This is a genomic window from Ruegeria sp. AD9 (assembly GCF_056542305.1).
Genome location: NZ_JBQFZP010000007.1, coordinates 59,995 through 84,804 on the forward strand (window position 1 = coordinate 59,995; position 24,810 = coordinate 84,804).

27 protein-coding genes are annotated in these 24,810 nt (G+C 56.7%); 8 read left to right on the forward strand and 19 right to left on the reverse strand.

Features of this window, described 5'->3' with window-relative positions; translation table 11 throughout:
- Window positions 1-3 precede the first annotated feature (3 nt).
- Together rplM and ACR0AM_RS12185 are read right to left on the reverse strand one after the other, a co-directional pair.
- Window positions 4-462: a 50S ribosomal protein L13 gene (gene rplM / locus ACR0AM_RS12180; RefSeq protein WP_480472706.1), complete on the reverse strand. Its 459-nt coding sequence runs from the start codon at window positions 460-462 to the stop codon at window positions 4-6.
- Between the two features lie 161 nt (window positions 463-623).
- The gene (locus tag ACR0AM_RS12185) at window positions 624-2,027 is read right to left on the reverse strand and encodes an aminotransferase-like domain-containing protein (RefSeq protein ID WP_480472704.1); all 1,404 of its coding nucleotides are present in this window, start codon (window positions 2,025-2,027) and stop codon (window positions 624-626) included.
- A gap of 98 nt (window positions 2,028-2,125) precedes the next feature.
- On the opposite strand from ACR0AM_RS12185, the gene ACR0AM_RS12190 reads away from it, so the two are divergent.
- A complete protein-coding gene (locus ACR0AM_RS12190; RefSeq protein WP_480472702.1) occupies window positions 2,126-2,353 on the forward strand; it encodes a DUF1127 domain-containing protein in 228 nt (75 codons plus the stop codon).
- Window positions 2,354-2,413: 60 nt separating this feature from the next.
- Here the strand turns inward: ACR0AM_RS12190 and ACR0AM_RS12195 are convergent, their stop codons facing one another.
- A complete protein-coding gene (locus ACR0AM_RS12195; RefSeq protein ID WP_480623046.1) occupies window positions 2,414-2,857 on the reverse strand; it encodes a PaaI family thioesterase in 444 nt (147 codons plus the stop codon).
- A 58-nt stretch (window positions 2,858-2,915) separates the two neighbouring features.
- Here ACR0AM_RS12195 and ACR0AM_RS12200 point away from each other — a divergent pair, with 58 nt between their 5' ends.
- The 4 genes from ACR0AM_RS12200 to gluQRS all read left to right on the forward strand — a co-directional run bounded on the left by ACR0AM_RS12200 (window position 2,916) and on the right by gluQRS (window position 6,827).
- Window positions 2,916-3,701, forward strand: coding sequence for an enoyl-CoA hydratase (locus ACR0AM_RS12200; RefSeq protein WP_480623047.1), 786 nt, complete (start codon window positions 2,916-2,918; stop codon window positions 3,699-3,701).
- A gap of 255 nt (window positions 3,702-3,956) precedes the next feature.
- Window positions 3,957-5,297: a methylenetetrahydrofolate--tRNA-(uracil(54)-C(5))-methyltransferase (FADH(2)-oxidizing) TrmFO gene (trmFO, locus tag ACR0AM_RS12205; protein ID WP_480623048.1), complete on the forward strand. Its 1,341-nt coding sequence runs from the start codon at window positions 3,957-3,959 to the stop codon at window positions 5,295-5,297.
- Window positions 5,298-5,334: 37 nt separating this feature from the next.
- A complete protein-coding gene (locus tag ACR0AM_RS12210) occupies window positions 5,335-5,949 on the forward strand; it encodes a class I SAM-dependent DNA methyltransferase (RefSeq protein WP_480505215.1) in 615 nt (204 codons plus the stop codon).
- Window positions 5,946-6,827 carry a tRNA glutamyl-Q(34) synthetase GluQRS gene (gene gluQRS / locus ACR0AM_RS12215; RefSeq protein WP_480623049.1) on the forward strand — a complete coding sequence of 294 codons (882 nt, stop codon included), beginning with the start codon at window positions 5,946-5,948 and terminating at the stop codon, window positions 6,825-6,827. Before ACR0AM_RS12210 ends, gluQRS begins: the two co-directional genes overlap by 4 nt.
- A 3-nt stretch (window positions 6,828-6,830) precedes the next feature.
- Here gluQRS and hisI read toward each other — a convergent pair whose 3' ends face one another.
- Window positions 6,831-7,220: a phosphoribosyl-AMP cyclohydrolase gene (gene hisI / locus ACR0AM_RS12220; protein ID WP_480516981.1), complete on the reverse strand. Its 390-nt coding sequence runs from the start codon at window positions 7,218-7,220 to the stop codon at window positions 6,831-6,833.
- Window positions 7,221-7,268: 48 nt separating this feature from the next.
- Here hisI and ACR0AM_RS12225 point away from each other — a divergent pair, with 48 nt between their 5' ends.
- The gene (locus ACR0AM_RS12225; RefSeq protein WP_480623050.1) at window positions 7,269-7,721 is read left to right on the forward strand and encodes an iron-sulfur cluster assembly scaffold protein; all 453 of its coding nucleotides are present in this window, start codon (window positions 7,269-7,271) and stop codon (window positions 7,719-7,721) included.
- 58 nt (window positions 7,722-7,779) lie between these two features.
- Entirely contained in the window at window positions 7,780-8,418 is a 639-nt protein-coding gene (locus tag ACR0AM_RS12230; RefSeq protein WP_209596212.1) for a MarC family protein, read from the forward strand.
- 184 nt (window positions 8,419-8,602) lie between these two features.
- Here the strand turns inward: ACR0AM_RS12230 and ACR0AM_RS12235 are convergent, their stop codons facing one another.
- From ACR0AM_RS12235 to sciP, 5 genes are all read right to left on the reverse strand, one after another.
- Window positions 8,603-8,725: a hypothetical protein gene (locus ACR0AM_RS12235; protein WP_267366389.1), complete on the reverse strand. Its 123-nt coding sequence runs from the start codon at window positions 8,723-8,725 to the stop codon at window positions 8,603-8,605.
- 112 nt (window positions 8,726-8,837) lie between these two features.
- On the reverse strand, window positions 8,838-10,928 hold the full coding sequence (gene recG, locus ACR0AM_RS12240; protein ID WP_480623051.1) for an ATP-dependent DNA helicase RecG: 2,091 nt from the start codon (window positions 10,926-10,928) through the stop codon (window positions 8,838-8,840).
- Window positions 10,925-13,177, reverse strand: coding sequence for an NAD-dependent DNA ligase LigA (gene ligA, locus ACR0AM_RS12245; protein WP_480623052.1), 2,253 nt, complete (start codon window positions 13,175-13,177; stop codon window positions 10,925-10,927). Before ligA ends, recG begins: the two co-directional genes overlap by 4 nt.
- A gap of 123 nt (window positions 13,178-13,300) precedes the next feature.
- Window positions 13,301-14,017, reverse strand: coding sequence for a response regulator transcription factor CtrA (ctrA, locus tag ACR0AM_RS12250; RefSeq protein ID WP_267364745.1), 717 nt, complete (start codon window positions 14,015-14,017; stop codon window positions 13,301-13,303).
- An 85-nt stretch (window positions 14,018-14,102) separates the two neighbouring features.
- The gene (gene sciP / locus ACR0AM_RS12255; protein ID WP_480623053.1) at window positions 14,103-14,396 is read right to left on the reverse strand and encodes a CtrA inhibitor SciP; all 294 of its coding nucleotides are present in this window, start codon (window positions 14,394-14,396) and stop codon (window positions 14,103-14,105) included.
- Between the two features lie 128 nt (window positions 14,397-14,524).
- Between sciP and mnmA the strand changes: the two genes are divergently transcribed.
- Window positions 14,525-15,670, forward strand: a complete 1,146-nt coding sequence (gene mnmA, locus ACR0AM_RS12260; RefSeq protein WP_480623054.1) for a tRNA 2-thiouridine(34) synthase MnmA — start codon at window positions 14,525-14,527, stop codon at window positions 15,668-15,670.
- Here the strand turns inward: mnmA and ACR0AM_RS12265 are convergent.
- From ACR0AM_RS12265 to rseP, 10 genes are all read right to left on the reverse strand, one after another.
- Window positions 15,667-16,212 carry a carboxymuconolactone decarboxylase family protein gene (locus ACR0AM_RS12265; RefSeq protein ID WP_480516969.1) on the reverse strand — a complete coding sequence of 182 codons (546 nt, stop codon included), beginning with the start codon at window positions 16,210-16,212 and terminating at the stop codon, window positions 15,667-15,669. The genes mnmA and ACR0AM_RS12265 overlap by 4 nt on opposite strands.
- Window positions 16,213-16,311: 99 nt before the next feature.
- Entirely contained in the window at window positions 16,312-16,887 is a 576-nt protein-coding gene (locus ACR0AM_RS12270) for a hypothetical protein (protein ID WP_480516967.1), read from the reverse strand.
- On the reverse strand, window positions 16,880-18,046 hold the full coding sequence (gene lpxB / locus ACR0AM_RS12275) for a lipid-A-disaccharide synthase (protein ID WP_480623055.1): 1,167 nt from the start codon (window positions 18,044-18,046) through the stop codon (window positions 16,880-16,882). Before lpxB ends, ACR0AM_RS12270 begins: the two co-directional genes overlap by 8 nt.
- Window positions 18,046-18,840, reverse strand: coding sequence for an LpxI family protein (locus tag ACR0AM_RS12280; protein WP_480603668.1), 795 nt, complete (start codon window positions 18,838-18,840; stop codon window positions 18,046-18,048). Before ACR0AM_RS12280 ends, lpxB begins: the two co-directional genes overlap by 1 nt.
- A 4-nt stretch (window positions 18,841-18,844) precedes the next feature.
- The gene (lpxA, locus tag ACR0AM_RS12285) at window positions 18,845-19,630 is read right to left on the reverse strand and encodes an acyl-ACP--UDP-N-acetylglucosamine O-acyltransferase (protein WP_480623056.1); all 786 of its coding nucleotides are present in this window, start codon (window positions 19,628-19,630) and stop codon (window positions 18,845-18,847) included.
- The gene (gene fabZ, locus ACR0AM_RS12290) at window positions 19,627-20,100 is read right to left on the reverse strand and encodes a 3-hydroxyacyl-ACP dehydratase FabZ (RefSeq protein WP_267364735.1); all 474 of its coding nucleotides are present in this window, start codon (window positions 20,098-20,100) and stop codon (window positions 19,627-19,629) included. The genes lpxA and fabZ overlap by 4 nt, the downstream gene beginning before the upstream one ends.
- 73 nt (window positions 20,101-20,173) lie before the next feature.
- Window positions 20,174-20,752 carry an OmpH/Skp family outer membrane protein gene (locus tag ACR0AM_RS12295; protein ID WP_480493217.1) on the reverse strand — a complete coding sequence of 193 codons (579 nt, stop codon included), beginning with the start codon at window positions 20,750-20,752 and terminating at the stop codon, window positions 20,174-20,176.
- A gap of 6 nt (window positions 20,753-20,758) precedes the next feature.
- The gene (gene bamA, locus ACR0AM_RS12300) at window positions 20,759-23,119 is read right to left on the reverse strand and encodes an outer membrane protein assembly factor BamA (RefSeq protein WP_480472667.1); all 2,361 of its coding nucleotides are present in this window, start codon (window positions 23,117-23,119) and stop codon (window positions 20,759-20,761) included.
- Between the two features lie 128 nt (window positions 23,120-23,247).
- Entirely contained in the window at window positions 23,248-23,376 is a 129-nt protein-coding gene (locus ACR0AM_RS12305) for a hypothetical protein (RefSeq protein WP_267364732.1), read from the reverse strand.
- Between the two features lie 79 nt (window positions 23,377-23,455).
- On the reverse strand, window positions 23,456-24,808 hold the full coding sequence (gene rseP, locus ACR0AM_RS12310; RefSeq protein ID WP_480623057.1) for an RIP metalloprotease RseP: 1,353 nt from the start codon (window positions 24,806-24,808) through the stop codon (window positions 23,456-23,458).
- Between the last annotated feature and the right edge of the window lie 2 nt (window positions 24,809-24,810).

Here is a 24,810-nt window from a genome sequence, read left to right on the forward strand (position 1 = left end):
TCATTAGCTCCGGGTGTTTTTCTTGTTCATGGACTTGACGTCCAGAACTTCGGGGGCCTGGGCCTCGTGCGGGTGCTCGGCACCGGCATAGATACGCAGGTTGGTCATCTGCTGGCGCGACAGGCGGTTGCCTGGCAGCATACGCTTGACGGCCTGGAAGACAACACGCTCGGGGTGTGCGCCATCCAGGATCTGCTGTTTGGTGCGCGACTTGATGCCACCCGGGTGGCCAGTGTGCCAGTAGAAGTTTTCTTCGCGCTTCTTGCCGGTCATCTGGATTTTGTCAGCGTTGATCACGATGACATTGTCGCCCATGTCCATGTTCGGAGTAAACGACGCTTTGTGCTTGCCACGCAGGCGCATGGCGACGATCGAAGCAAGACGGCCCAGAACAACGCCTTCAGCGTCGATCAGGATCCACTTCTTGTCGATGTCTGCAGGTGTTGCAGAAAAGGTTTTCATGGCAGGATAGTCCTGTTTGATGTGAAAGACCGCCCCAGCGGAGCGGCCCGAATTCGATGGACGGGTTTTATGAGGTGCCTGCACGCAGGTCAAGCGGCATTAGTCTTATTTATGCATGTAAAACCAAATACTTAGAAAATAGGTATTATATTACCCCATATTCAAACGCTGATTTGTTCAGGCGGATTGTCCAATAGAACACGCAGGCGCTGCATCGCGTCCTCGAACCGTTCCAGTGACACATGACCATTCATGGCAATACGTACCGCGTTCGGCGCGCGTCCATCGCGCAGCGCGAACTCGTCGGCGGATCGGAGTTGTATCCCTTCCCGCTCGGCTGCGCGACTGAATGCAGCCGACCGCCAGCCAGACGGAAGGCTCAGCCAGACAAAGGGAACGTCCGGGGCCCAGTTCAGATCAAACCCACCCAGGGTATTGACGGCAACGCGTAGATAATCCCCCATCCGCGTGCGCACATCCTTGGCGATCTGACGCGTACGCGGATCGGACAGCAGAAGGCGGGTCAATTCCGCCAAGGGCTGGGCCAATCCGAAATATCCGTATTCAGCGGACCGGCGCAGATCCACACTTTTTTCTCTGGGGGCGATAGCAAAACCCACACGCAATGCCGGTGTCAGAATCTTCGAGATTGATGACACATGCCATCCCCGTTCAGGCGCCAGTGCCCGAAAGCTGGGCTCTCGGGCATCGCCCATGCGATAGCAATCATCTTCAATGATCTGCAAATCAAAGCGACGGGCAATCTCAACGATCTCTTTCCTCCGCTCCAACGGTGTGTGTGCGCCCGTTGGGTTTTGAACTTCTGGCGACACGCAGACGGCCTGCGCTGTCGTGTGGCGCAGAACATGTTCTAACGCTGCCGGATCGACACCCCATCTGTCCATCTTCACACCGACCACTTCCGCGCGCATCAGTTCGCCTGCGCGACGGAACCCGGCATAAGACAGGTCCTCGACCAGTACGACAGGTTTGGGCCCGCGCAGGATCGTCTGAAACACAACGCAAAGCCCGTTCTGGCCGCCATGTGTCAACACAATATCATCATGGGTCAGTGCGCCCAGCGGAAGGTCTGACAACCAGTCCACAACCGCCTGTCGCACGGGCTGGTACGCGTCACGCGTCGGGTAATTCAGAAACAAACCCGGATCGGCTTGCGACACTTTTTTCAGACATTCACGGATCAGGGACACCTGCCCCATATCTGCCAACCTAGGGCTGAACAGACTTACATTGGCATTGTATTTGTCGTCCCGAAGATGCAGTTGCCGCGCCCAAACGTCGTCAAGAATGGGCGATTTTGGCGGCGCAACAAATGTACCACGCCCGACTTCGGCTTGTAACAACCCCTCATCTGTCAGGATTGTATAGGCGCGCGCGACTGTACCAGGCGTTATTTGCAGGCGATACGCCAGTTCGCGCACCGGAGGAAGTTTGACGCCCACTTCCAAAGATTTGTTATCTATGGCTTTTCGAATTGTGTCAGCAACCAGAGTGTATTTCGGTCCTTTGGATTTCGGTAGCGCCTCTGGCCAAATTGTATCCATTACAATTCTTCCTTTGCTTTTGACACAATTTCGAATGTATCAGTCACGTGTACCAAGTACAACTGATTTGTGTCAATACAATTGAAAGGAATTCCGAGATGACACGCACAATGCACACCCCCGCCCTTCTGCTGCTGACCGACAGCCCCCGGCTGCCTCTGGCCGCTGCACTGGCCGTGCGGTTTGCGGCAGCGGTCACTCAATGGGAGCGTCGTCGCCGTAGCCGCGTCAATCTTAGTTATCTGGATGACCGCTTGCTGAAAGACGTCGGTCTGACACGCCATGATGCGCGCCGCGAGGTAAAGCGCCATTTTTGGCAGATTTAACTGATCCCCAGTCCCATTATTGGGACCTCTTCCTGGGCCGGGGCTTGTCCCCGGTCTTTTTTATCCGAATTTCGCGGCCGCGGACCCTGCAGGTGGCAGGGAATAGGTCATCGTCGCTCTGGCAACAGGGTCTTCCGCGCCATCGGAATACATAAGTACGTCACCGACGGCCAAAGTCCGGCCCAGTTTCAGCAGGCGACATATAGCAATCATGTCCGTGTTGCCTTCTGGTTTGCGTAGAAAATCCAGGGAACTGTTCGTTGTGACCGCCAGGGATTGACGCCCTTTTCGCGCCAGAACCATCGCGTATACACAAACATCAGCCAGCCCAAACATGGATGGTCCCGAAACCGTACCCCCCGGCCGCAGATGCTGATCCTTCACAACAAGGCGCATGGTGATTGTATCTTCGGTCAGGTCCTCGACGACAAAGTCTTTATGCACCTGCGGGAAAACCTCCTTTAGGTATTGTGACAGTTCGTCCCGGTTCATTGCCAAAGCCATGCTTTCCCTCCTGCTCATACCGACCTAGAGTTGGCCCAACATGGGATCGGAGGGCAAGATGGCAATTCTGGAACGTAACGACACCGGCGCTGTTGCACGGCTTACAATGAACGCCCCAGAGCGGCTGAACGCGCTGAGTGACGAGATGCTGTCGGCGCTTCAGGCTGAACTGGACACGTTGCGTGAAGACACGTCGATCCGGGCAGTGATCCTGGCGGGTCAGGGCAAGGTTTTTTGCGCCGGTCACGACCTGAAACAGATGACGGCCGGACGCCAGTCCGAAGATGGCGGCAAAGCTTATTTCAATGACCTGTTTTCGCGCTGCGCGAAAATGATGATGTCGATCCAGTCCCTACCCCAGCCCGTCATCGCACAGGTCCACGGCATTGCAACCGCCGCCGGGTGTCAGCTGGTAGCCACCTGTGACATGGCCGTCGCCGCGGAAGGCACAAGGTTTGGGGTGAACGGCGTCAATATCGGTTTGTTCTGCTCGACACCAATGGTGGCCCTCAGCCGCAATATCCCCAGAAAGCAGGCATTTGAAATGCTGACGACTGGTGAATTCATATCAGCCGAACGTGCGGCTAATTTGGGTTTGGTCAACCGCGTTGTCCCCGAGACGCGTCTTGAACACGAAGCCAATGCGCTGGCAGAACTGGTTGCTTCCAAGCTGGGATCCGCTGTCAAAACCGGTAAAGAGGCGTTTTATCAACAGCTTCTTATGCCGCTGGATCAGGCTTATGCCTATGCCGGTGACGTAATGGCGCAGAACATGCTGTACCGGGATACAGAAGAAGGCATTTCAGCCTTTATCGAAAAACGTCCCCCAAATTGGTCCCAATAATGCAATTGTTTTGCACATTTTTCGCCACTGTTTTGAATTTTGCACTTTCCAAAAGGGCGACACTGTGGCAAAGCTGGGTCGAGGCCAAGGCCTCAGGACACTTTTGGGTCGCCGTGGGCGGAAGGTCCCTCCAGCTGGTCTCTCTCACCAGCGCTGACAATCCCGCAGCGGCGACCCCAAGACCCCTTCCATAAAATTCGTGAAACCGCTTTGCCTCAGTTGCGCCCGATTGTGGTCTGCCCTATGTGGCATCGCATGACACAAGTTTTGTATATTGTAGGCGGCGGCATGGCCGGGTCAGAGGCGGCCTGGCAAGCTGCTGAAATGGGCGTGGATGTTGTGATTCACGAAATGCGTCCGACCATCGGCACCTTTGCACATCAGACCGGCAATCTGGCGGAAATGGTGTGCTCGAACTCGTTCCGCTCGGATGATGATGAGCAGAACGCAGTGGGTCTGCTGCATTGGGAAATGCGTGCCGCCAATGGGTTGATCATGACAACAGCCGATGAACACCGCCTGCCAGCCGGTGGCGCGCTGGCTGTGGACCGTGACCCGTTTGCAGAAAGTGTGACCACAAAACTTCGCGCCCACCCACGCGTGACGGTAACCGACGAAGAAGTGACGACCCTGCCCAGCGATGGCCAGTGGATCTTTGCGACCGGCCCCCTGACGTCGCCCGCGCTGGGTCAGTCCATCCAGGCCGAGACAGGGTCTGACGCACTTGCCTTTTTCGACGCCATCGCACCGATCGTCTATGCCGAAAGCATCGACATGAGCAAAGCGTGGATGCAATCACGCTACGACAAGGGCGAGACTGAAGAAGAGCGGACGGCCTATCTGAACTGCCCGATGGACCGGGATCAGTACGAGGCCTTCATAGACGCGCTTCTGGCAGCAGAAAAAACCGAATTTCACGAAGGCGAGGCAGCAGGTTACTTCGACGGCTGTCTACCCATCGAGGTTATGGCCGAACGCGGTCGCGAAACGCTGCGCCATGGTCCGATGAAACCGGTCGGGCTGACCAACCCGCATGAGCCCGGCGTGAAACCACATGCAGTGGTGCAGTTGCGCCGCGATAACGCATTGGGCACCTTGTTTAACATCGTGGGTTTCCAGACAAAGATGAAATACGGCGCCCAGACCGACGTGTTCCGTATGATCCCTGGCTTGGAGAATGCCAGCTTTGCCCGGTTGGGCGGCATTCACCGCAATACGTTCATCAACTCTCCCACGCTTCTGGATTCGCAAATGCGGTTGAAATCCAAACCCAACATTCGGTTTGCTGGACAGATCACGGGTGTGGAAGGCTATGTAGAAAGCGCCGCGATGGGGTTGCTGGCTGGTCGGTTTGCCGCTGCTCAGATTTTGGGGCGTGACCTGCCCGCTGTTCCGCAAGACAGCGCAATGGGTGCTTTGATTCACCACATTACGGGTGGTGCCGAGGCCAAGACCTTTCAGCCGATGAACGTGAATTTCGGCCTGTTTCGCCCCGTGGATGGCCTGAAAGGCGGGCGTCGGGGTCGTAAAGACCGGTACAAGGCCTATACCGACCGGGCCAAAGCTGAATGGAGTACTTGGTTGGAACATTGCTGACTGGACGCGTAACGCGGACTCGGCCTAGCATGCTGGAATGAACGACACGTTTCTGAACAGCACATACAACCTCGGCACGCCTGAAGCGACTGAAGCGCACTATCAGAACTGGGCTGCAACCTATGAAAAGGAAGTCGGTGAGCACGGTTACGCCACGCCGGGCCGTGTAGCAGCGGCTTTGTGGTCTTTCGCACCGAAGCCGCAGACCCCAATTCTGGACTACGGCTGCGGCACCGGGTTGTCGGGGCTTGCCCTGCGCGCTGTTGGCTTTGAAGTCATCGATGGGATGGACCCAACAGAGAACATGCTTCAGGAAGCCGCCAGCAAGGGCGTTTATCGAACACTGACCGGATTCGATATCGCCAAGCCCGCGCCGTTGAAGCGTGGGGAGTACACGATGATTACTGCCATAGGAGTGATCGGAAAAGGTGCTGCCCCACCCGAGACACTGGATTTGTTGATGCACGCGTTGCCCAAGGGTGGTTTGCTTGGCTTTTCGCTGAACGATCATGCGTTGGCGGACCATAAATTCACCTGCCGTCTGACGGATTGGGTCGACATGGGGGCCGCACGTTTGTTATTTCGTGAACACGGCCCCCACCTGCCCGGTATCAACCTTAACTCTGACGTGTATGTATTAGAAAAAGCGTGACTCTCGTAACGCGCTTTGCGCCATCCCCAACAGGCCCCCTTCACCTTGGGCACGCATATTCTGCGCTGGTTGCCAGCGATCGGGCTGCTTCTGAAAGCGGCCGGTTCCTGCTGCGAATTGAGGATATCGATCAATCCCGCTCGCGACAGCTATGGGAGGATCAGATTTACCACGACCTCAGATGGTTGGGGCTGACATGGCCGGAGCCCGTGATGCGCCAATCGGATCGTTTGGGCTTTTACCACAAGGCGCTGGATCAGCTATGGGCGCAGGGTCTTTTGTATCCATGCACGTGTAATCGCAAAGATATCGCCGCTGCAACCAGTGCGCCGCAGGAAGGCGCACCTATGCTTGGACCCGACGGGCTTGTTTACCCTGGGACTTGTCGAAAAAGGTTTGTTGGCAAAGATTTATCGGAACTTCCTCGTCCAACTCAGGACCCATTGCGATTGGACGTGGTCAAGGCGTGTCAGGCGGTCCGCAACCCCGACAGGTATCAGTTTCTTGAGCTGGGTTCGGGTCCGGGCGGCGAAACCGGCATTGTCACCTTTTCGCCTGATGAGTTGATTGCCACCATAGGTGATGTTGTTCTGTCCCGCCGTGACATGGGGACGTCGTATCATTTGTCCGTCGTACTTGACGACGCGGGTCAGGGTATTACACAGGTGGTACGGGGACGGGACTTGTTTGACGCGACCCGCATCCACGTTCTGTTGCAGGTGTTACTGAACCTGCCGACACCCGAGTATTTCCACCACGACCTGATCCGTGATGATGCAGGCAAACGGCTGGCCAAACGCGATGATGCCCGCGCGATCTCAAAATACCGGGCCGAAGGGGCTAGCCCGAGCGACATACGCCGAATGGTTGGGCTTTGACCCCTACTCCATTGGCGCCATCAGTTCAGCCTCGACCCCATCCCGAACGGCGGTAAAAAAACAGGTTCGCCGGTTGGTATGGCAGGCTGCACCGGTTTGACGAACCAGAACCAATAGACAATCCCGGTCGCAATCAATCCGGAAATCCACCAGTTCCTGCACATGGCCCGAGGTTTCGCCCTTGATCCAGAAGGCCTGCCGCGAGCGCGACCAATAGGTTACCCGCCCGGTTTCGAGGGTCTTTTCAACCGCCTGCACGTTCATCCAGGCCATCATCAGAACCTCGCCTGATGCTTCATCCTGCGCAATCGCCGGGATCAGACCCGCCTCATTAAATCTCAATTTAGAGGGGTCAAACACGACTGGGTCAGACATCTGAAAAACCTTTTGCATCCGGTGGGCTGGCCACTATGTATGGGTAACACACGACGAGGGAAAGCCATGAGCGGCGAGAACGACCTGATTAAGCTGTATTCCGGGCGCATTCTGGCGCTGGCTGCGGATATTCCGCATCTTGAGCGACTGGAAGATCCCGATGCAACCGTCAAGAAACGCTCACCTTTATGCGGATCGACTGTAACTGTCGACATCAAGGTTCGCGACGGTCAGATCAGTGCCTTTGGTCAGGACGTCAAGGCCTGTGCTTTGGGGCAAGCGTCTGCCTCGGTCGTTGGGGATGCAATAATTGGCACGTCGCGGGCGCAGGTCGAAGCTGCGCGTGATCAGTTGGCGGCCATGCTCAAGAATGGCGGTCCTGCACCCGATGCACCGTTTGACGGGCTTGAGGTGCTGATGCCTGCTCGGGATTATAAGAACCGCCATGCGTCGATCCTGCTGGTACTGGATGCCACGGCTGAGGCCATGGCGAAGGCTGAACAGGCAAACTGCGCCTGATTATAGCTATTTGGCGGAAACCCGTTTACCCTCTGCCAAGATTTCAGGAGGGATGGGTTTGAATAATTTGCTCGAGCATTTCGTGACGCTTTGGGTCGTTATCGACCCGATTGGAACAATTCCCGTTTTCATCGCCGTTACTGCGGGATTGGACGCGGCAGGCCGGCGGCGGACAGCGCTGTTAGCAGCCGTGATAAGTGCTGCCGTATTGCTGTTTTTCCTTGTATTTGGTCAGGTGCTGATCGAAGCGCTGGATATCGGGCTTAATTCGTTTCAGGTCGCTGGCGGCATTATCCTGTTTCTGTTTGCCCTGACGATGATCTTTGGTGAAAGCAAACAAGAGGTCGAACAACGGCAAGCCGAAGAAGATCGTGAAGACGCGTATCACCAGCAGAACCCGGCGATATTCCCGCTGGCCGTGCCTTCACTGGCATCCCCTGGCGCGATGCTGGCAATCGTTATCCTGACCGACAACCACCGTTACAGTATCGCTGATCAGGGTATCACAGCGCTTGTCATGCTTTCTGTATTGCTGGTTGCGTTTGTACTGATGCTATTGGCCGAGCCCATCATTCGGCTGATCGGCCATTCAGGCGCGGCGATCATCAGCCGTGTAATGGGGATGATTTTGGCCTCGGTTGCTGCCAACTCAGTCCTGTCCGCACTGTTGGAAATCTTCAAAACCGGCCAATTGTAAAAAAAGCCGCCGCGCTTTCCGGGCGAAAGGGCGGCGGCAGGTATTGCGTGTCTCGCGTGGGGTCCGGTGTACCGCGCGGGGCCGAGGCATGGCCCCTCAAGGGGTTTGGGACAGGCAGGTCACCCTTGACTGAAATGGGGATGACAGCGCGGATTTTTCGGCACGAGATCGCAGGCAGAAAGGCTTAGAAACCAACCGGCAGGTGAAGGGCCACCATCAGCATCACGACCAAAGACAACACGCCAACGGCATCCTGCAGGATGGTCGATTGCGCGCGGCTGAAAGCGGTCTTGATCTGGGTCAGCATACGGTCACCTCCGGTCAGAGCTTTAATCCTTTGTTGACCTTTTGTTCTCATATTTTTTGGTGTAGGTAAAGAACTTTTTGTGAACATTTGTGAACTTTAGAGAACATTATAGCTAACCCACTGAAATCAAACGGATCGCCTGATCCTGTTTCATCAACCACAACAGTACGCGTGCGGCCCGTCCCCTGTCGGAGGTCAGTTTGGGATCGGTCGTTAGCAGCGCCCGCGCATCGGATTGGGCGACGGCCATCAATCCTGCCTGACGTTCCAGGTCCGCGATATGGAATTTTGGCAACCCGGATTGCGCAGTCCCGATCAGATCGCCCGCGCCTCGCATCTCAAGGTCAGTTTCCGAGATTCGGAAGCCATCTTCTGTCTCGCGCAGAACCTCCAGCCGCTTACGCCCCCCCTCGCTGAGCGGTGGTTGATACATCAGCAAACAAGTGGATTCCGCATCCCCGCGCCCGACGCGCCCCCGCAACTGGTGCAATTGCGCCAGCCCAAAGATCTCGGCCCGTTCAATGACCATGATCGTTGCGTTGGGTACGTTCACGCCGACCTCGATCACCGTCGTGGCAACAAGGACCTTTGTTTGCCCGTTCTGAAACGCGCTCATCGCGGCGTCTTTGTCGGCGGGTGGCATCTGTCCGTGAACCAGTCCCACCACTCCCTTGCCTAAAATGGCCCGCAAACGTTTGAAGCGTTCCTCGGCCGCCGTCAGGTCCGAAACTTCGGATTCGTCGACCAGAGGGCACACCCAGTAACACTGTCGCCCCTCATCAATCGCTCGCCGCAGGTGGGCGATGACTTCGTCCATGCGCTGTGTGTTGACAATCGCCGTTTTGATCGGTTTTCGCCCCGGAGGCTTTTCATCCAGCACCGAAACATCCATGTCGCCATATTGCGCCAGCGCAAGACTGCGTGGGATCGGGGTGGCGGTCATTACCAGAACATCGGCCCACTTGCCTTTTTCCGACAATTCCATTCTCTGCCGCACGCCAAACCGGTGCTGTTCGTCGACGATGGCCAATCTCAGCGCCTTGAATTCAACATCACTTTGAAACACTGCATGTGTGCCAACCAGAATGTGAATATCGCCTTGTTTAAGTGCCTCAATCTTGGCACGCCGCTCCGCGCCCTTATCACGTCCGGTAAGCAGTTCCAGAACCACTCCGGCCTGCTCGGCCAGTGGGCGCAACCCTTCCAGATGCTGGCGTGCCAGAATTTCGGTCGGGGCCATCATCACGCCCTGCCCGCCTGCCTCAACGGCGATCAGAAGGGCCATGAAGGCCACCAGCGTCTTACCGGCGCCGACGTCGCCCTGTAACAGCCGGTTCATTCGGGCGTCAGACGCCATATCAGCTGAAATCTCATCAATGGCGCGCGTTTGTGCGCCAGTCGGGCGATATGGAAGGCTTGTCAGCACTTTCGATTGCAGTACCCCGGTTCCCACGCTGACGATCCCCCGCGACTTGCGCTCTCGCTGCCGGGCCAGAGCGAGCGTCAGCTGATGCGCAAACAACTCGTCATACGCCAACCTCTGACGTGCAGGGGCAAACGGCGCTACATCATCCGCGCCGCGCGGATTGTGACCGGCGTGAATGGCCGCGGACCAGTTCGGCCAGTTTTGCTGCGACACCTGCGCCGGATCGATCCATTCCTCAAGTTCGGGTGCGCGTGCCAATGCGCTGCGGCTGGCCTTGAACGCTGTTTTCTGCGTCAGCCCTTGCGTCAGGTGGTAAACCGGTTCGAATTCCGGGATATCTCCTGCTTGTTCAACGGGCAGCATGTGGTCCGGATGCACCATCTGCGCCATACCGTCGAACAGTTCCAACTTGCCGGAAACCACGCGGCGTGATCCTTGTGGCAACACTTTCTTCAGATACTCACCACGTGCGTGGAAGAAGACCAGCTGGAAATCGGCCTGACTGTCTTCGACATGAACGCGATAGGCACCCCCCTTGCTGCGGGGCGGTCTGTGCGGGCCAACTGTCACTTCCACGGTCAGAGTGGCCGGCAGGTCCACCCCCTGTATTGAATCCCGCCTGCGCCGATCCACCACGGCATAAGGCAGGCTGAACAGAACATCGCGCGGGGATTCCACCCCGGTCTGCGCCATGGCTTGTGCGGTCTTGGGGCCGACGCCATCCAACGTTTCCAGCCCCGCAAATAGCGGGAAAAGCTGTTCGGGCCGTCCGCTCATGCGCCTTCTATCAGCTGAAGCCAGCCATCCTCGTCCAAAGTTTCGATCCCAAGTTCCGCTGCCTTTTTCGCCTTTGACCCGGCCCCGGGACCCGCGACCAGGATATCGGTTTTCTTGCTGACAGATCCGGAAACCTTCGCGCCCAACGCCTCGGCTCGCGCTTTGGCTTCGGCGCGGGTCATCTTTTCCAGCGTTCCGGTGAACACTACGGTTTTACCCGCCACCGGACTGTCCGAGGCTGGCGCGTCGGGGGCGATAACCGTCAATTCGCTGTGCAGCGTGTCGAAAGCCCGTCGTTCCTCTTCATTGGCAAATGCGTCCGACAGTGAAAGGCCAAGCGTTGCGCCAATTCCGTCTATGCCGATCAGCTCTGCCCAGGCGGCATTGGCATCGGCTGTGACATTGGCCTCCGCGATGGCTGCGTCTCGCACTTCTTTCACGCGCGCGCGACGCCCTTCAAGCTGCGCTGCCGCACGCTCTGCATCTTCCGCCTCATCGGCCTGCCGTTGGGCCAGCGCGGCCGGGCGCGCAGTGTCCAACGCGAGTGCCATCGCATCCCAGTCGCGGTAAAAAAGCGCCAGATCGCGCGCACCCACTTCGCCAACATGCCGAATGCCCAGTGCGAACAACAAGCGCGCAAAGGGTATTTTCCGCTTTTTATCAATGGCTTCGAACAGGTTCCTGGCGGATGTTTCGCCCCACCCGTCCCGGTTTTTTAACCGCGTCAGACTGGCTGCGTCCCGTTGTTCCAGCGTGAAGATATCAGCTGGCGCATTGATCGGAAGGGTTGGATCCCCATAGAACATTTCAATCTGTTTTGCACCCAGCCCTTCTATATCAAAGGCTTTGCGCGACACGAAATGTTTTAGTTTTTCAACGGCCTGCGCGGGACAGATCAGGCCGCCGGTGCACCGTCGAACCGCGTCGCCTTCTTCGCGGATCGCATCACTCCCGCATTCGGGGCAATGTGTCGGAAAGGCAAAGGGGCGTGCATCGGCGGGGCGTTTGGGCAAGTCGACATCCGACAGTTTGGGGATCACATCGCCAGCGCGATAAACCTGAACCCAATCGCCCACTCGGATATCTTTTCCATCACGGATCGCGCCGCCTTTGGCATCGCGCCCTGCGATGTAATCTTCGTTGTGCAATGTGGCATTGGAGACGACCACTCCGCCAACCGTTACAGGATGCAACCGTGCCACGGGGCTAAGCGCCCCTGTTCGACCAACCTGAATGTCAATCGCCTCCAATCTGGTCCAGGCCAGTTCGGCTGGGAACTTATGCGCAATTGCCCATCTTGGCGTCGTTGAGCGGAAACCCAGACGTGCTTGCAAAGACAGATCGTTTACCTTGTAGACGACCCCATCGATGTCATACCCCAAAGTCGCACGCTGCGCTTCGATATCCCGGTAATGAGCGATCATGTCCTCAGTCGTGGAACATAGGCGGGTCAAGGGATTCGTGGGGAACCCAAGGGTCGCAAGACGCTCAATTGCTCCAATCTGAGTATCTGCCAAAGGCTCTGACAGTTCACCCCAGGCATAGGCGAAGAAGCGCAATGGGCGGGAACGGGTAATTTCCGAATCCAGCTGGCGCAGTGACCCTGCCGCTGCATTGCGCGGGTTGGCAAAGGGTTTGCCCCCCCGTTCAGCCTGCCGCTCATTCAACGCTTCAAAATCGGAATGAGACATGTAAATCTCGCCCCGGACCTCAAGAATTTGGGGCGCGTTCTCGATCAGCTGTGGAATATCAGAGACTGTGCAGGCGTTGGCCGTCACGTTCTCGCCAACTTCACCGTCACCCCGCGTCGCGGCCTGAACCAGCTGTCCGTTCTCATATCGCAAGGACAAAGACAGGCCGTCAATCTTGGGTTCAGCTGTGAAAGCCAGTGGCGCGCCTGCATCAAAGCCCAGATATTTTCGAATCGAGATGTCGAAATCGGCAATGTCCCCATCGTCGAACGCATTTTCCAGTGACATCATTCGGACGGCATGAGTGACTTTTGAAAACCCGTCCGCCGGTTTGGCCCCGACTTGCTCTGTCGGGCTGTCAGCACGTTTCAGGTGGGGGAAACGCGCCTCGATCTCGGCGTTTCTGCGTTTGAGGGCATCATAATCCGCATCCGACAACTCGGGCGCATCTTCTGCGTGATACAGAGTGTTGGCTCGCGACAGGATGTCCGCCAACCGCGCCAGTTCGGCACGCGCCTCATCATCCGTCAGGTCTGATATGGGAATGGAATTGCTCATGGCCTCGCCCTGTCATGCGTTCTTGGACCTCAGTGATAGGGCGAGGCCATGGCCAGGTCCAGATGTGCTGAGCCGTGAGTGCAAAGTGCCGCCCTGGACTACCAGCGACACAAACGGTTCAATTCAGAGGCCGACCGCCATTCGCGTCTCGTCCAATGTGTTGCTTTGCGGGTCGCGCAACACGTAACCCCGGCCCCAAACGGTTTCGATATAATTCTCACCACCAGTTGCGTTGCTGAGCTTTTTGCGCAGTTTGCAGATGAAGACGTCGATGATCTTCAGCTCGGGTTCGTCCATGCCGCCATATAGGTGGTTCAGAAACATTTCCTTGGTCAGAGTCGTACCCTTGCGCAAGCTGAGCAATTCCAGCATCTGGTACTCTTTTCCTGTCAGGTGCACGGTTTTTCCGTCCACCTCGACCGTTTTGGCGTCCAGGTTAACGGCCACGCGACCTGTGTGGATGATGGACTGCGAATGCCCTTTCGACCGGCGGATGATGGCATGGATACGGGCCACCAGCTCTTCACGGTGGAAGGGCTTGGTCAGGTAGTCATCCGCGCCAAACCCGAAGCCTTTGATCTTGCTGTCCGTATCATCTGCACCCGATAGAATCAGGATCGGTGTTTCCACCCTGGCAATCCGCAACTGGCGCAACACTTCATGCCCGTTCATGTCCGGCAGATTTAGGTCCAGCAAGATCAGGTCGTAATCGTAGAGCTTTGCCAGATCGATACCTTCTTCGCCAAGATCTGTTGCATAGACGTTAAGGTTCGCATGCGTCAGCATCAGTTCGATGCTTTTGGACGTGGTCGGATCATCCTCGACAAGAAGTATACGCATTTTCACTGCTCCAATTCGGGTCAATAATTCCAATTAAAATTAAACCTGACCAAGAATGGTTAATCTGACGTTACCGTTGAATCATTTATTTCCGCTCTCCTATAGGTTGTCGATACTTTTTTAAGGCCGTGGCTTTCAAAGCCTGGACACCGTGTTCCGCGACCAGGGAAACCCAGCCGTTGAATTCTTCGTCGCTGATCCCGTATTTCTGTTTTGCCTCAGACAGGCTGATCAGCCCGTAAAGTACCCCACGCACGACCAGAATCTTGCGCGAGGCCACCCACCGCCGTGTGCTTGACGGCGGAAGATCGGCGCGTGTCAGTATGGACCCATCCGGTAGAGAAACAGACCTTGGCCCTTCCACTTTGTGCAAATACATCGCTTTACCCTCTTTGCTGCATCAAAGCTGGCACCAGCCTACTTAAGGTCGTATGAAACCGCCTCTTGAGAGTGTGTAGAATTTTCCTATATTCTGCCGGTCTTTCTTAACCCGGACAGGAACCGCCAATGGCCCTCGACACCGAGACCCCGCTGAACTCGCTTGGCTTTGCCAAACCGCCCTCGGAAACGCGGGTGGTTGTGGCCATGTCGGGGGGCGTCGATAGCTCTGTTGTCGCAGCCTATCTGGCCGATCAGGGCTATGACGTGGTCGGTGTGACACTGCAACTCTATGATCATGGAGCGGCTCTGGCCAAGAAAGGGGCGTGCTGTGCCGGGATCGATATCCACGATGCGCGCCGCGTGGCAGAAGAGCGTGGGTTTCCCCACTATGTTCTGGACTACGAAAACATCTTCAAGGACGCGGTGATTGATGAGTTTGCGGAAAGCTATCTGGCAGGTGCAACGCCCGTACCCTGCATCCGCTGCAACGAGCGCGTAAAATTCAAGGACCTTCTGGAAACCGCCAAGGATCTTGAGGCCGACTGTATGGCCACCGGACACTATATCCAGCGCAAGATGGGGCCAAACGGCCCGGAACTGCACAGCGCCGAAGATGCAAACCGGGATCAATCCTATTTCCTGTTTTCGACAACGCCGGAACAGCTTGATTTCCTGCGCTTCCCGCTTGGCCACCTGCCCTCAAAAGACGCGACCCGCGAAATGGCGGCTCAATATGGGTTGTCTGTGGCGGACAAGCCTGACAGTCAGGACATCTGCTTTGTGCCCGATGGCAATTATGCCAGCGTTATAGAAAAGCTGCGCCCCGGTGCTGCGGAGCCGGGCGAGATTGTTCATGCCGATGGCCGCGTTCTGGCACAGCATAACGGTGTGATCCATTACACGATCGGCCAAAGGCGCGGCTTGGGCATCGGCGGTCTGAGCGAACCGCTTTATGTGGTCAAGCTGGACGTGGACAAGAAACAGGTCGTTGTCGGCCCCAAAGAGATGCTGGCAACGCGTGTCGTGCCCGTGCGTGAGATCAACTGGCTGGGCGATGAACCCTTCACTTCTCGCGAAGATTGGCACCTGTCAGTCAAGGTCCGTTCGACCCGCCCCCCGCGTGAAGCCATTATTCGACCGCTGTCCGACACCGCTGCCGAGGTTGAATTGCTGACACCCGAAGAAGGCATCTCGCCCGGTCAGGCCTGCGTCTTCTATGCCTCAGAAGGCAGCCGCATCTTTGGCGGCGGTTGGATCTGGCGCGGGTACTAGGCTGAAACCGGTTCAACCTCCGGTTCGATCTGGATCTGAAGCGCATCGTTGAACCGGTTGAATGCACCGCACAAAGCGATGCGCCAGGTTAACTCGACAATCTGGGCATCGCTGAACCAATCCCGCAAGTTGGAAACCTCGGCGTCGCGCATGCGGCCTGATCGTGTCGTTACCGCCTCGGCGTATCGCACGACGGCCTTGTCGCACGCGTCCAGCTCGGGGTGGTTGTCAACATCTGGCAAACGCGCCGCGCCTTCGGGGCTGAGACCAGCAACTGTCAACAGCGGAGTATGATGCGAGACGCAGTAGTCACAGGCGTTCAGTTTGGAAACCGTCACCATGGCCAGTTCCAGCGCACGACGCGGCAAGGTCTGCTGTTCCCGTAACGCTGTTAGCATCCCTGCGACATGTTCCAGAACCGGTGGACAATGTGCGGCGACCCGGGCCCAATTGTCGAACGGACCATAAGCGCCCAAAGCCGCATGAGACGCGCGTGTCTCGTCTGCCATCTCGGCGTCTGACAAAGGGGGAATGCGGGTCATGATGAAAGCTCCTTTTTTAGAGAGGATACTTTAAGTCCGCACCGCTGCAACAGACGGTCGCGGATCACAAACCCGAGACGGAACGCCGGAACAAATTTGTTACAGGGCGTCCGTAGGCGAATTGAAGAGGATATAGAGCCCTACGCAGACCATGATATATGGGGCGACCCTATCCATTCGGGCGACGCGTGGCCCCAGGCTTTTGGCCCGAGGGGCGCCCCAGGCGGCGGTAAAGACCAGCACGGAAGCGGCCAGTGCTGCGCCAATCAAGGCGGCAACGCGGTATGAGGGGGTAGAATCCGCCAATAACGGTGTCATGACCGCGAAACTGTCAATCGACAGGCTCAGGAACAGGGTAACCACCGAGGTCACGGCCCCTTTTGCCTCGGTTCCTTCAGAATTGGCCCCGAAAAGCTGCCTCCAGATACCGCGCAGACCAAAGGCCAGTGGCACAAGACCCAGAAACCCGATCCAAAACGGCGCGCCGCTCTGGTCAACGCCCAAGGCGACGGTCATGGCCAATGTCAGAACAATTGTTTGCGCGACGGCAAAGCCAATGATGGCGCGGCGCTGCTCGATCACCAGTATCAAACCCAGCAAGACGGCCAGATTGTCCAGATTGGTGGAAATCATGGCAATCCCGGCTGAAGCGGCGAACAGCGTGTGATCAAGCATGCTCAATCTGCATTCTGTCCAGCACAGCTCGTGCCGCCCGCAATCCCGGAGCTTCTCCTCCGCGCCCCAACCTTTCCATTGTCAGGTTCATCGCAAGTTGCTGAGCGTCGGGGGCATTGGTCACATCATGCAGGGCCTTGGCGATCTTTTCTGGCTGGCAATCGTTCAGCAGGCATTCAGGCACGGCGCGTGTTTCAGATACCAGATTGACCAATGTAACAGTGTCCAGCTTGACCATGCGTTCAGCCATTTTCTGGGTCAGCCAATTGAGCTTGTAGGCGATCACCATGGGTGTATTCTGCGCGGCCAGTTCCAAAGAAACCGTACCCGAAGCGGCCAGCGCAATACGTGCTGTGCCAAAGGCCGCGCGTTTTTCGATGGTGGCTTGCCCGGCTCCGATTTGGCGCGGGTCGAGCACTATTGGTGCGCCCGGCCAGTTTTGCGTCATATCGTTGACCAGATCAGTTGTTGCACCCACGGTTGGAACCACGACGCGATAACTGGGATGATCCGTCAAAAACAGCCGCAATGCCTCACCAAACGTGTCTGCCAGACGCTCGATCTCACCCCGGCGCGATCCGGGCAGAGCCAGCAGGACTGGTGCATCCCCTAGGTCGTACCTGCTCCGGAATGCTGCAATCTCAGCCTGTGTTGCCGTCGGTTCGCTGGCAACTGGATGGCCGACAAAGTCGCACTCCATCCCTGCCCGCTCCATGTATGGCGGCTCAAACGGAAGCAGTGCCAGCACATGGTCGATGACCTTTGCCATTTTGTCCGCTCGCCCCGGACGCCAGGCCCAGACACTAGGCGCGACGTAATGCACGGTGCGGATATCACTGGCGGCTTTGACGATTTTGGCGACACGCAGGCTGAAATCGGGGCTGTCGATGGTGATCAGAACGTCCGGCCGCGTGCCCAACACTGCTTGCGCGGTCTCCGAGATTCGACGCTTGAGGTGGAAAAACTTCGGCAGAACCTCGATCAAACCCATCACCGAAAGTTCCGACATCGGAAACCGGCTGGTCAGCCCCTGAGCCGCCATCAATGGTCCGCCCACCCCGTCGAATTCAATATCGGGGATCAAGGTTTTCAGCCCCTCCATCAGCGCGGCGCCCAGCCGATCGCCCGAAGGTTCACCGGCGACCAGAAAAACACGCATCAGACCGCTCGCTCGCGGATATACAGGAACAGCCCAAGACGGTTACATTCGGCGATGACCTGTTCTTTTTCCAAAACCAGCACACCGCCCTTTTCCAGAACGATGCCAGACAAGCCTGCCGCGACCGCATCCGTGACGGTGTCGGGCCCGATGGCAGGCAGATCAGCACGCCGATCTTGATCGGGCTTTGGGCCTTTGAACAGTATGCCGCCCCCCGCATCCGGGCGTTGTGTCAGGGACTGAAGCATCCAGGCGGTTCCAAAGATGCCTTCGATTGCCAACACCTGCCCTTTTGAGACTGCACAGGCCTGACCAATATCCGCAGCCCCCATGGCCCGCAGAATTCCGGCAGCGCGGTCTGCATCTGCCATATCACTCTCGGATGGGTGCACATCAGTCAGACAGCCCAAAGGCGGCAACAGGCCAGGGGCGATTTCATGCGCGGCGCACACCCGCAATCCTGCGCCTTCCAACAGGCCAATGACAGCCCGCAAGGCTCCGTCATCACCCGACAGCATGGCCTGCTGGATCACCGGAACCAATGGCATCGTTGCCGCGTCAATACGTTTAGGATCAACCTTCGGGCGCCGAACTGCGCCGGCCATGCAGATCTCGGTCACGCCCTTCGCCTGAAGCCCGGCGATAAAACTGCCAAGCTGTTCAAGCGGAAATACGATATCTGCGACCAGATCATCCGGCAGGAAACCTTCCATCGCGCAGATCAGCGGACGTTCCGCCAATTGGGCAACCAATTCGGTCGGCAGCGCCCCGGTTCCCGCAATCAACGCAAGCATGTTCCTATTTCCTCGGTGTCAGGAACGACCGATCGCTGTGTCCGGTGACAAAATCAACGATCCGCTGCACATAGTCGCTGTCGTTACCCTGACCAAGACGGTAGGCGCGATCCATGAACGTTCCTTCGCCTTCAGACAACTCCTTGAACGCGGCACGCAGTGCAGAGATGTCTTCGCGCGAAACACCTTTACGCTTGAGACCCACGAGGTTCAGACCTTCAAGCTCACCCCTGGATGCTTGTACCAGTCCGTAGGGAATGACGTCTTTGGGCACCATGGTGAGCGCACCGATGATAGCCCCACGTCCAACGCGCACCCATTGGTGCAGGCCCGAAATGCCACCGACGATTACATCATCCTCGACGATACAGTGACCAGCTGCGCCCGCGTGGTTCACCATGATAACCCGGTTGCCGATCTGTACGTCATGGGCCACATGAACACCTGCCATAAGCAGGCAATCATTCCCGATCCGGGTTACGCCACCGCCGCCTTCGGTTCCGGTGTTGATCGTTACATGCTCGCGAATGCGGTTGCGCTGACCGATTTCAAGGCGTGTGTTTTCACCGCCGAATTTCAGGTCCTGAGGAATCTCACCGATCACCGAAAAATTAAAGATCACGGTGTCTTCGCCAATCGATGTATCACCGGTCACAACGACATGAGACTTCAACTCGACCCGATCAGCCAGTTTTACATTGGCGCCCACATAGCTGAAAGGACCGATGATGCAATCCTGCCCGATCTGCGCTCCGTCTTCGATAATCGCGCTGGGATGGATACCGCTCATGTTGTTTTTTCCATATCCCAATCGACATAGGCCGAGAATTCTGCCTCGGCGGCCACTTCACCATCAACAGTTGCGCGGCCGTTGAATTTGAAAAGCTTGCCACCCTTCTTGCCGCGAACCGTTTCGACATGCATTTCTAGCACGTCGCCAGGAACAACTTTCCGGCGGAATTTACACTTGTCGATGCTCATGAAATAGATCAGCAACTCGGTGTCGATGACATCCATACCCACGCCCAGCATCACGCCTGCGGTCTGCGCCATCGCCTCAACGATGGTAACACCTGGCATGATCGGAGTTCCCGGAAAATGCCCCTGGAAATGCGGCTCGTTCATGGTGACGTTCTTGATACCGCGGGCCGATTGATAGCCAGAGATGTCAACCACCTTATCGACCAGCAAAAACGGATAACGATGCGGCAGGATCCTTTGGATCAACTGAATATCGGCGCTTTTGGGTTCCGTTGTCATGATGCAGGTATCCCGTTCTGAATGTTTCTTTTTCAGCGTGGTTAGCAATACAGCCTCGTAAGGGCAAGCGAACCTATTCGCTCTTGTCTTTTTGCAGCCCGCTGCCATCGCCAATTGCCGTGTTTACACGGGTTATCGCAGCTTCTGTGATATCTGACGTGCTTACAACGACATTGGAACGTTCGATGATCACGCTGGCCCCAAAGTCGCGCAGCAAATCAACAAGGATCGGACGAACTATTTCAAAGAACGTCTGTTGCGCCTCTTCGCTGCGACGCGCCAACGCGTCAAGCTTTGCTCTTTGCCCGTCACGGTGGGACTGCACCTTGACATCGAACGCTTCGGCCAGAGGTCGAAACTCTTCGGCTGGCATGGTTGCACGCTTTTCAGTCAGGTCTTTTTCCTCGCGGCTGAGTTCCGCGACGATCCGCTCATTTTCTTCCGCAAGCATCGCGCTTTCTTTTTCGATCTCGCGCAGCACGCGCTGCCCGAATGCCGAGTTCTTGAACAGCTGCTCGCCGGACAATGTGACCACGCTGGCTTGCGGAACACCCAGTTGCTGTGCTTCAGCCGAAGGGGCCTGAAACAGCATCAGAAATGCACACAGGGCCCAAAGCGGGCCCTGTATCAAGGTAAAGAACCTGTTCGTCATCGCAGATCAGAACCGAGCCTGAATGGTCAGGTCAAAGTTCTGTTCCTTGTCGAACGTTTCCTTTTTCAGAGCCTTCGAGAAGTTGAACTGCAAAGGTCCAAACGGTGTTTCCCATAGGACCGAGATGCCGATTACGTGACGAATGGACCCGTCTGCACCAACGATATTTGCCCCTGCGGTGTTCACATCGTTGATGTTGTATAGGTTTCCAACATCATAGAACAGACCGCCCCGCAGGCCCAGCTCCTCGGGCAGACCCAAGGGGAAATCGGTTTCAAAACGCGCGACCCAGTAATAGTTGCCACCGATGGCATCATCCTGGCCATTGGACAAATCACGCGGGCCAATACCGGCCGGTTCAAACCCGCGGAAGGTACGAGGCCCCAAAACAAAGCGGTCAACAGCGCGGCTGAAACCATCGCCAGTCCAATTAAACGCACCCAGTTCCAGTGTTGCACGCAGAACGACTTCTTCGTTCCAGACCCGTGTTTGGGCGATCCCGCGAGCGGTGGTTTTGAAGTATTTGTTATCGCCACCAAGACCCGCCGCGTCGACGCCAACCTCGAACAGAACGCCTGAATTCGGGTCCAGACCACCGATCCGGCTGTCATAGATGTATGACAGTCCCAGCGAGCTGGATGTCCGTTTCCCCTGCGCAATCTCAGACGCAATCACCGCACCGTTGACCTGATCGCTCTGCTGGGTCATCTCGCTGCGGTCCCAGTCATAGCGCAACCGAAGAGCAGAAAGTTCGCCGATTGCATAGGTCAGTTGAGGTGTGAAAAACAACGAGCTCGTGTCGTAACTTGCAAAACCGGAATTGGTTGCCGACAGACCCAGTCCAAGGTCGAAACGCAGCTTTCGGCCCAGCAAATAGGGCTCGGTAAAGTTAATCGTGTACTGTTCTGAATCCTGTGCTGTCGAGATGGACACACCAAGATTCTGACCGCGTCCCAGGAAGTTCGCCTCGTTCAGGCCGATTGCAATCCCGAAGCCGTCTGTGACCGAGTAGCTGCCGCCAAGGCTCAGAGAGCCTGTAGGCTGTTCTTCGACATCAACATCCAGAATGACCTGGCTGGGTGACGACCCTTCCCGAGGCTCAACTTCCGCAACCGCAAAGAACCCAAGCGCATTGATGCGTTCCGCGGCCTGACGGATTTCACGCGGGTTGAACGGGTCACCTTCGACGGTGTCGAACTGACGGCGGATCACACGGTCCAGCGTGGTGGTGTTGCCTTCGATATCGATCCGCTCAACAAAAATACGCGGACCCTTCGTCAGAACAAATTCGACGTCCAGGGTAAGATCTCGGTCATTGCGCGTCACACGCGGTTCAACACGCAGGAAATCAACGCCCTGCTTCAACCCAAGGCGCTCTTGCCGCGCGATCGAGTTTTCCACCAGCGTCGGCGTATAGGTCACGCCAGGTTTGATTTTCAGCGCATCCTGATACGGCGCCGCATCGACCCCGGCGATTTCGCTAACCGTCGTTATCTTTCCAAACGAGAACTTTTGGCCTTCGGTGACGTTCATCACCAGAAAGAAGGCATCCCGTTCGCGGGTAAATTCGACGTTGGCGCTGTTCACACGGAAATCGATATAGCCCCGCGACAGGTAGAAATCACGAATGACTTGTTTGTCGAATTCGATGCGGTCGCCGATAAACGTGTCGTTGCGGAAGAATGTCCGCAGAAACGTTGCCTGTTTGGTTTCCAGAACCCGGCGCAGCCTCCGGTCCGAAAAGGCGCGGTTGCCGACAAAGCTGACGCGCTCGACCTCGATGGTCGTGCCTTCTGCCACTTCAAAGACCAGATCGACCCGGTTGTCGCTGCGACGGATGATGCGAGGAATGACAGTTGCCGCGACACGACCCTGGGCCGAATACACTTCGGCGATCGTGTCAGCATCCGCTTCGGCAGCCTGAGGCGTAAAAACCCGGCGTGGTTGCGACGAGATCACGTCCAGAAGAACGTCGTCTTTGACGCGAGCATTCCCTTCAATGCTGATCTGGTTGATCGTTGGGTATTCCTGAACCTGAATGACCAGAGTCGTGCCGCGCGGTGTCAGTTCGACTGTTTCAAATACACCACTGTCAAGCAAACGCTGATAGGCATCGTTAAGCTGTCCGGCCGTTACGGTCTGGCCCGGTTCGATTCCGGTACGAGCGATGATTGTCCCGGTTTCGATCCGGCGATTCCCCTCAACATCAAACGAGTTGATCGTGTAGCTTTGCGCCGATGCCGCATGTGGAAACGCCAGTAAGCTTACCGCAACAAAAAGGAAAAAAACCGTTAGCGCCTGCCACAAAATATTGTTTATCGGCTTATGCCCCCCGCAGGATGTGCCTGCGTCTCGCCTGTCAGTCATTTTATGCTCTACCCAGAATTTTGAGACTTTAATGTTGAGTAACGGGATTGAATGAGCTTGTCAAAAGGCGATATCGAAGCAGTCAGGCAGACAGCCACGGGACAACAGACCTACGATTTTCCCGAGAATCACATTCCCGCCAGATAGGCGGCCCCAGCCATTGCCAACGCTGTAACGGCAAAGCTCAGCATAACGTCCCAATTCAACATGAACAGGAAGCTAAAGCTTTGATACGATTTTTTCAGCGTTTTGGACATGACTGTTCCCTTTTGACGGGAATACTCTAGCGCTGAAATATGGCGGGAATGCGGCTGGAATTTGCTCCAGCCGCCACATTCAGCAGAACAGGTCGTTGCTGACCGAAAACAGCATCAGCGTCAGAATGATCGCAATTCCAATGCCCATGAGTATGCGCAACGCCCGGTCGCTGGGTGGTTTCCCGGCAATGGCCTCGTAGGCGTAGAAAATCAGATGCCCGCCATCCAGCGCCGGAATGGGAAACAGGTTCAACAAGCCTACGGCCGTCGAAAGGACAGCAATGAAGAAGATAAAGTTCTGCGCCCCCTGGCTGGCCATCGCCCCCGAGGTTTCGGCAATTCCGATTGGTCCAGAGATGTTGCAGGTGCTGATTGCGCCCGTCACCATGTGCCACATGCCGGACAAGGACCCTTCGATGATGCGGCCTGTCTGGATGACACCGCCCTTTAGGGAATCGAAAAGACCAGCCGGTACCGTAGCAGGCTCCAGCATCATGCCACCGACGATTCCGATGCGCCAATGGGTGACAAAACCACCATCAGGCTGCGGTTCATCCGTGCGCCGGGGTGCTAGGGCAAATTCCAACTCGGACCCATCCCGCCAGACTTCAAGCAGCAAGACGCGGCCGTCCGATCCTTCGACATGATCCTTTAGCTGTTCGAAGGCAAAGATCGGTTCACCATTGACCGAGGTGATGACATCCCCTTGCTTCAGCTGGATATCCATCGCCGCGCTGCGCGGGGCAACCTGACGGATCAGCGGCGGGAACATCCAGGGGGCCTGAACCTCAAGAGGTTCACCGTCCCGGATCACAGAATAATCCAGAACCGGTTGAACAGGCAGGTCGTCGATGAACTCCTTCCATGCGCCTTCTTCGTCATAGTCCGGCGTAGGACGACCGGCGATAGCCGTGATCACATCGCCCTCGCGCAATTCCTGCACGGTGCCTGGCAAAGGCTGCAACGCGCCAACGGTCAGGGGTTCACGCGAAACGCCCTGTGACCAGAAGATCAGGCCAAAAACCAGAATGGACATGGCGAAATTAAAGACCGGGCCAGCCGCGACAGTTGCTGCCCGTGCCCATAGCGGGGCGCCGTGCATGGTGCGGCGCAACTCCTCAGGATTTTGGGTCGCGATGTCTTCCATCGCCTCTTCATCCTTGCCCGAGGCCGCATTGGCATCGCCCAGAAACTTTACATATCCACCAAAAGGCAATGCTGCGATCTGCCACTTGGTTCCGCGCTTATCCTTGCGGCTCCAGAGCACCGGCCCGAACCCGAGCGAGAAGACTTCGGCATGGATACCCGACCACCTGCCCACAATGTAGTGGCCATATTCATGCACGGCCACAATGACCGACAGCGCAATAACAAAGGCAACAATCGTCCACAGCAGATTGCCGAATTGCGGGATCAGGGAAAGTACGTCCAAAA

Coding starts and splice junctions, on each gene's coding strand:
- recG (WP_480623051.1), bottom strand. CDS start 10,928: ATGAGCGGACGGCCCGAACAGCTTTTCCCGCTATTTGCGGGGCTGGAA.
- ACR0AM_RS12200 (WP_480623047.1), top strand. CDS start 2,916: ATGGCAATTCTGGAACGTAACGACACCGGCGCTGTTGCACGGCTTACA.
- ACR0AM_RS12195 (WP_480623046.1), bottom strand. CDS start 2,857: ATGGCTTTGGCAATGAACCGGGACGAACTGTCACAATACCTAAAGGAG.
- ctrA (WP_267364745.1), bottom strand. CDS start 14,017: ATGCGTATACTTCTTGTCGAGGATGATCCGACCACGTCCAAAAGCATC.
- ACR0AM_RS12295 (WP_480493217.1), bottom strand. CDS start 20,752: ATGACGAACAGGTTCTTTACCTTGATACAGGGCCCGCTTTGGGCCCTG.
- hisI (WP_480516981.1), bottom strand. CDS start 7,220: ATGCAAAAGGTTTTTCAGATGTCTGACCCAGTCGTGTTTGACCCCTCT.
- ACR0AM_RS12280 (WP_480603668.1), bottom strand. CDS start 18,840: ATGCTTGCGTTGATTGCGGGAACCGGGGCGCTGCCGACCGAATTGGTT.
- ACR0AM_RS12235 (WP_267366389.1), bottom strand. CDS start 8,725: ATGCTGACCCAGATCAAGACCGCTTTCAGCCGCGCGCAATCGACCATC.
- trmFO (WP_480623048.1), top strand. CDS start 3,957: ATGACACAAGTTTTGTATATTGTAGGCGGCGGCATGGCCGGGTCAGAG.
- ACR0AM_RS12265 (WP_480516969.1), bottom strand. CDS start 16,212: ATGACCCGCATTCCCCCTTTGTCAGACGCCGAGATGGCAGACGAGACA.
- fabZ (WP_267364735.1), bottom strand. CDS start 20,100: ATGACAACGGAACCCAAAAGCGCCGATATTCAGTTGATCCAAAGGATC.
- bamA (WP_480472667.1), bottom strand. CDS start 23,119: ATGACTGACAGGCGAGACGCAGGCACATCCTGCGGGGGGCATAAGCCG.
- ACR0AM_RS12185 (WP_480472704.1), bottom strand. CDS start 2,027: ATGGATACAATTTGGCCAGAGGCGCTACCGAAATCCAAAGGACCGAAA.
- lpxB (WP_480623055.1), bottom strand. CDS start 18,046: ATGCGTGTTTTTCTGGTCGCCGGTGAACCTTCGGGCGATCGGCTGGGC.
- ligA (WP_480623052.1), bottom strand. CDS start 13,177: ATGAGCAATTCCATTCCCATATCAGACCTGACGGATGATGAGGCGCGT.
- ACR0AM_RS12305 (WP_267364732.1), bottom strand. CDS start 23,376: ATGTCCAAAACGCTGAAAAAATCGTATCAAAGCTTTAGCTTCCTGTTC.
- sciP (WP_480623053.1), bottom strand. CDS start 14,396: ATGTATTTGCACAAAGTGGAAGGGCCAAGGTCTGTTTCTCTACCGGAT.
- mnmA (WP_480623054.1), top strand. CDS start 14,525: ATGGCCCTCGACACCGAGACCCCGCTGAACTCGCTTGGCTTTGCCAAA.
- ACR0AM_RS12270 (WP_480516967.1), bottom strand. CDS start 16,887: ATGCTTGATCACACGCTGTTCGCCGCTTCAGCCGGGATTGCCATGATT.
- ACR0AM_RS12190 (WP_480472702.1), top strand. CDS start 2,126: ATGACACGCACAATGCACACCCCCGCCCTTCTGCTGCTGACCGACAGC.
- ACR0AM_RS12210 (WP_480505215.1), top strand. CDS start 5,335: ATGAACGACACGTTTCTGAACAGCACATACAACCTCGGCACGCCTGAA.
- rplM (WP_480472706.1), bottom strand. CDS start 462: ATGAAAACCTTTTCTGCAACACCTGCAGACATCGACAAGAAGTGGATC.
- lpxA (WP_480623056.1), bottom strand. CDS start 19,630: ATGAGCGGTATCCATCCCAGCGCGATTATCGAAGACGGAGCGCAGATC.
- ACR0AM_RS12225 (WP_480623050.1), top strand. CDS start 7,269: ATGAGCGGCGAGAACGACCTGATTAAGCTGTATTCCGGGCGCATTCTG.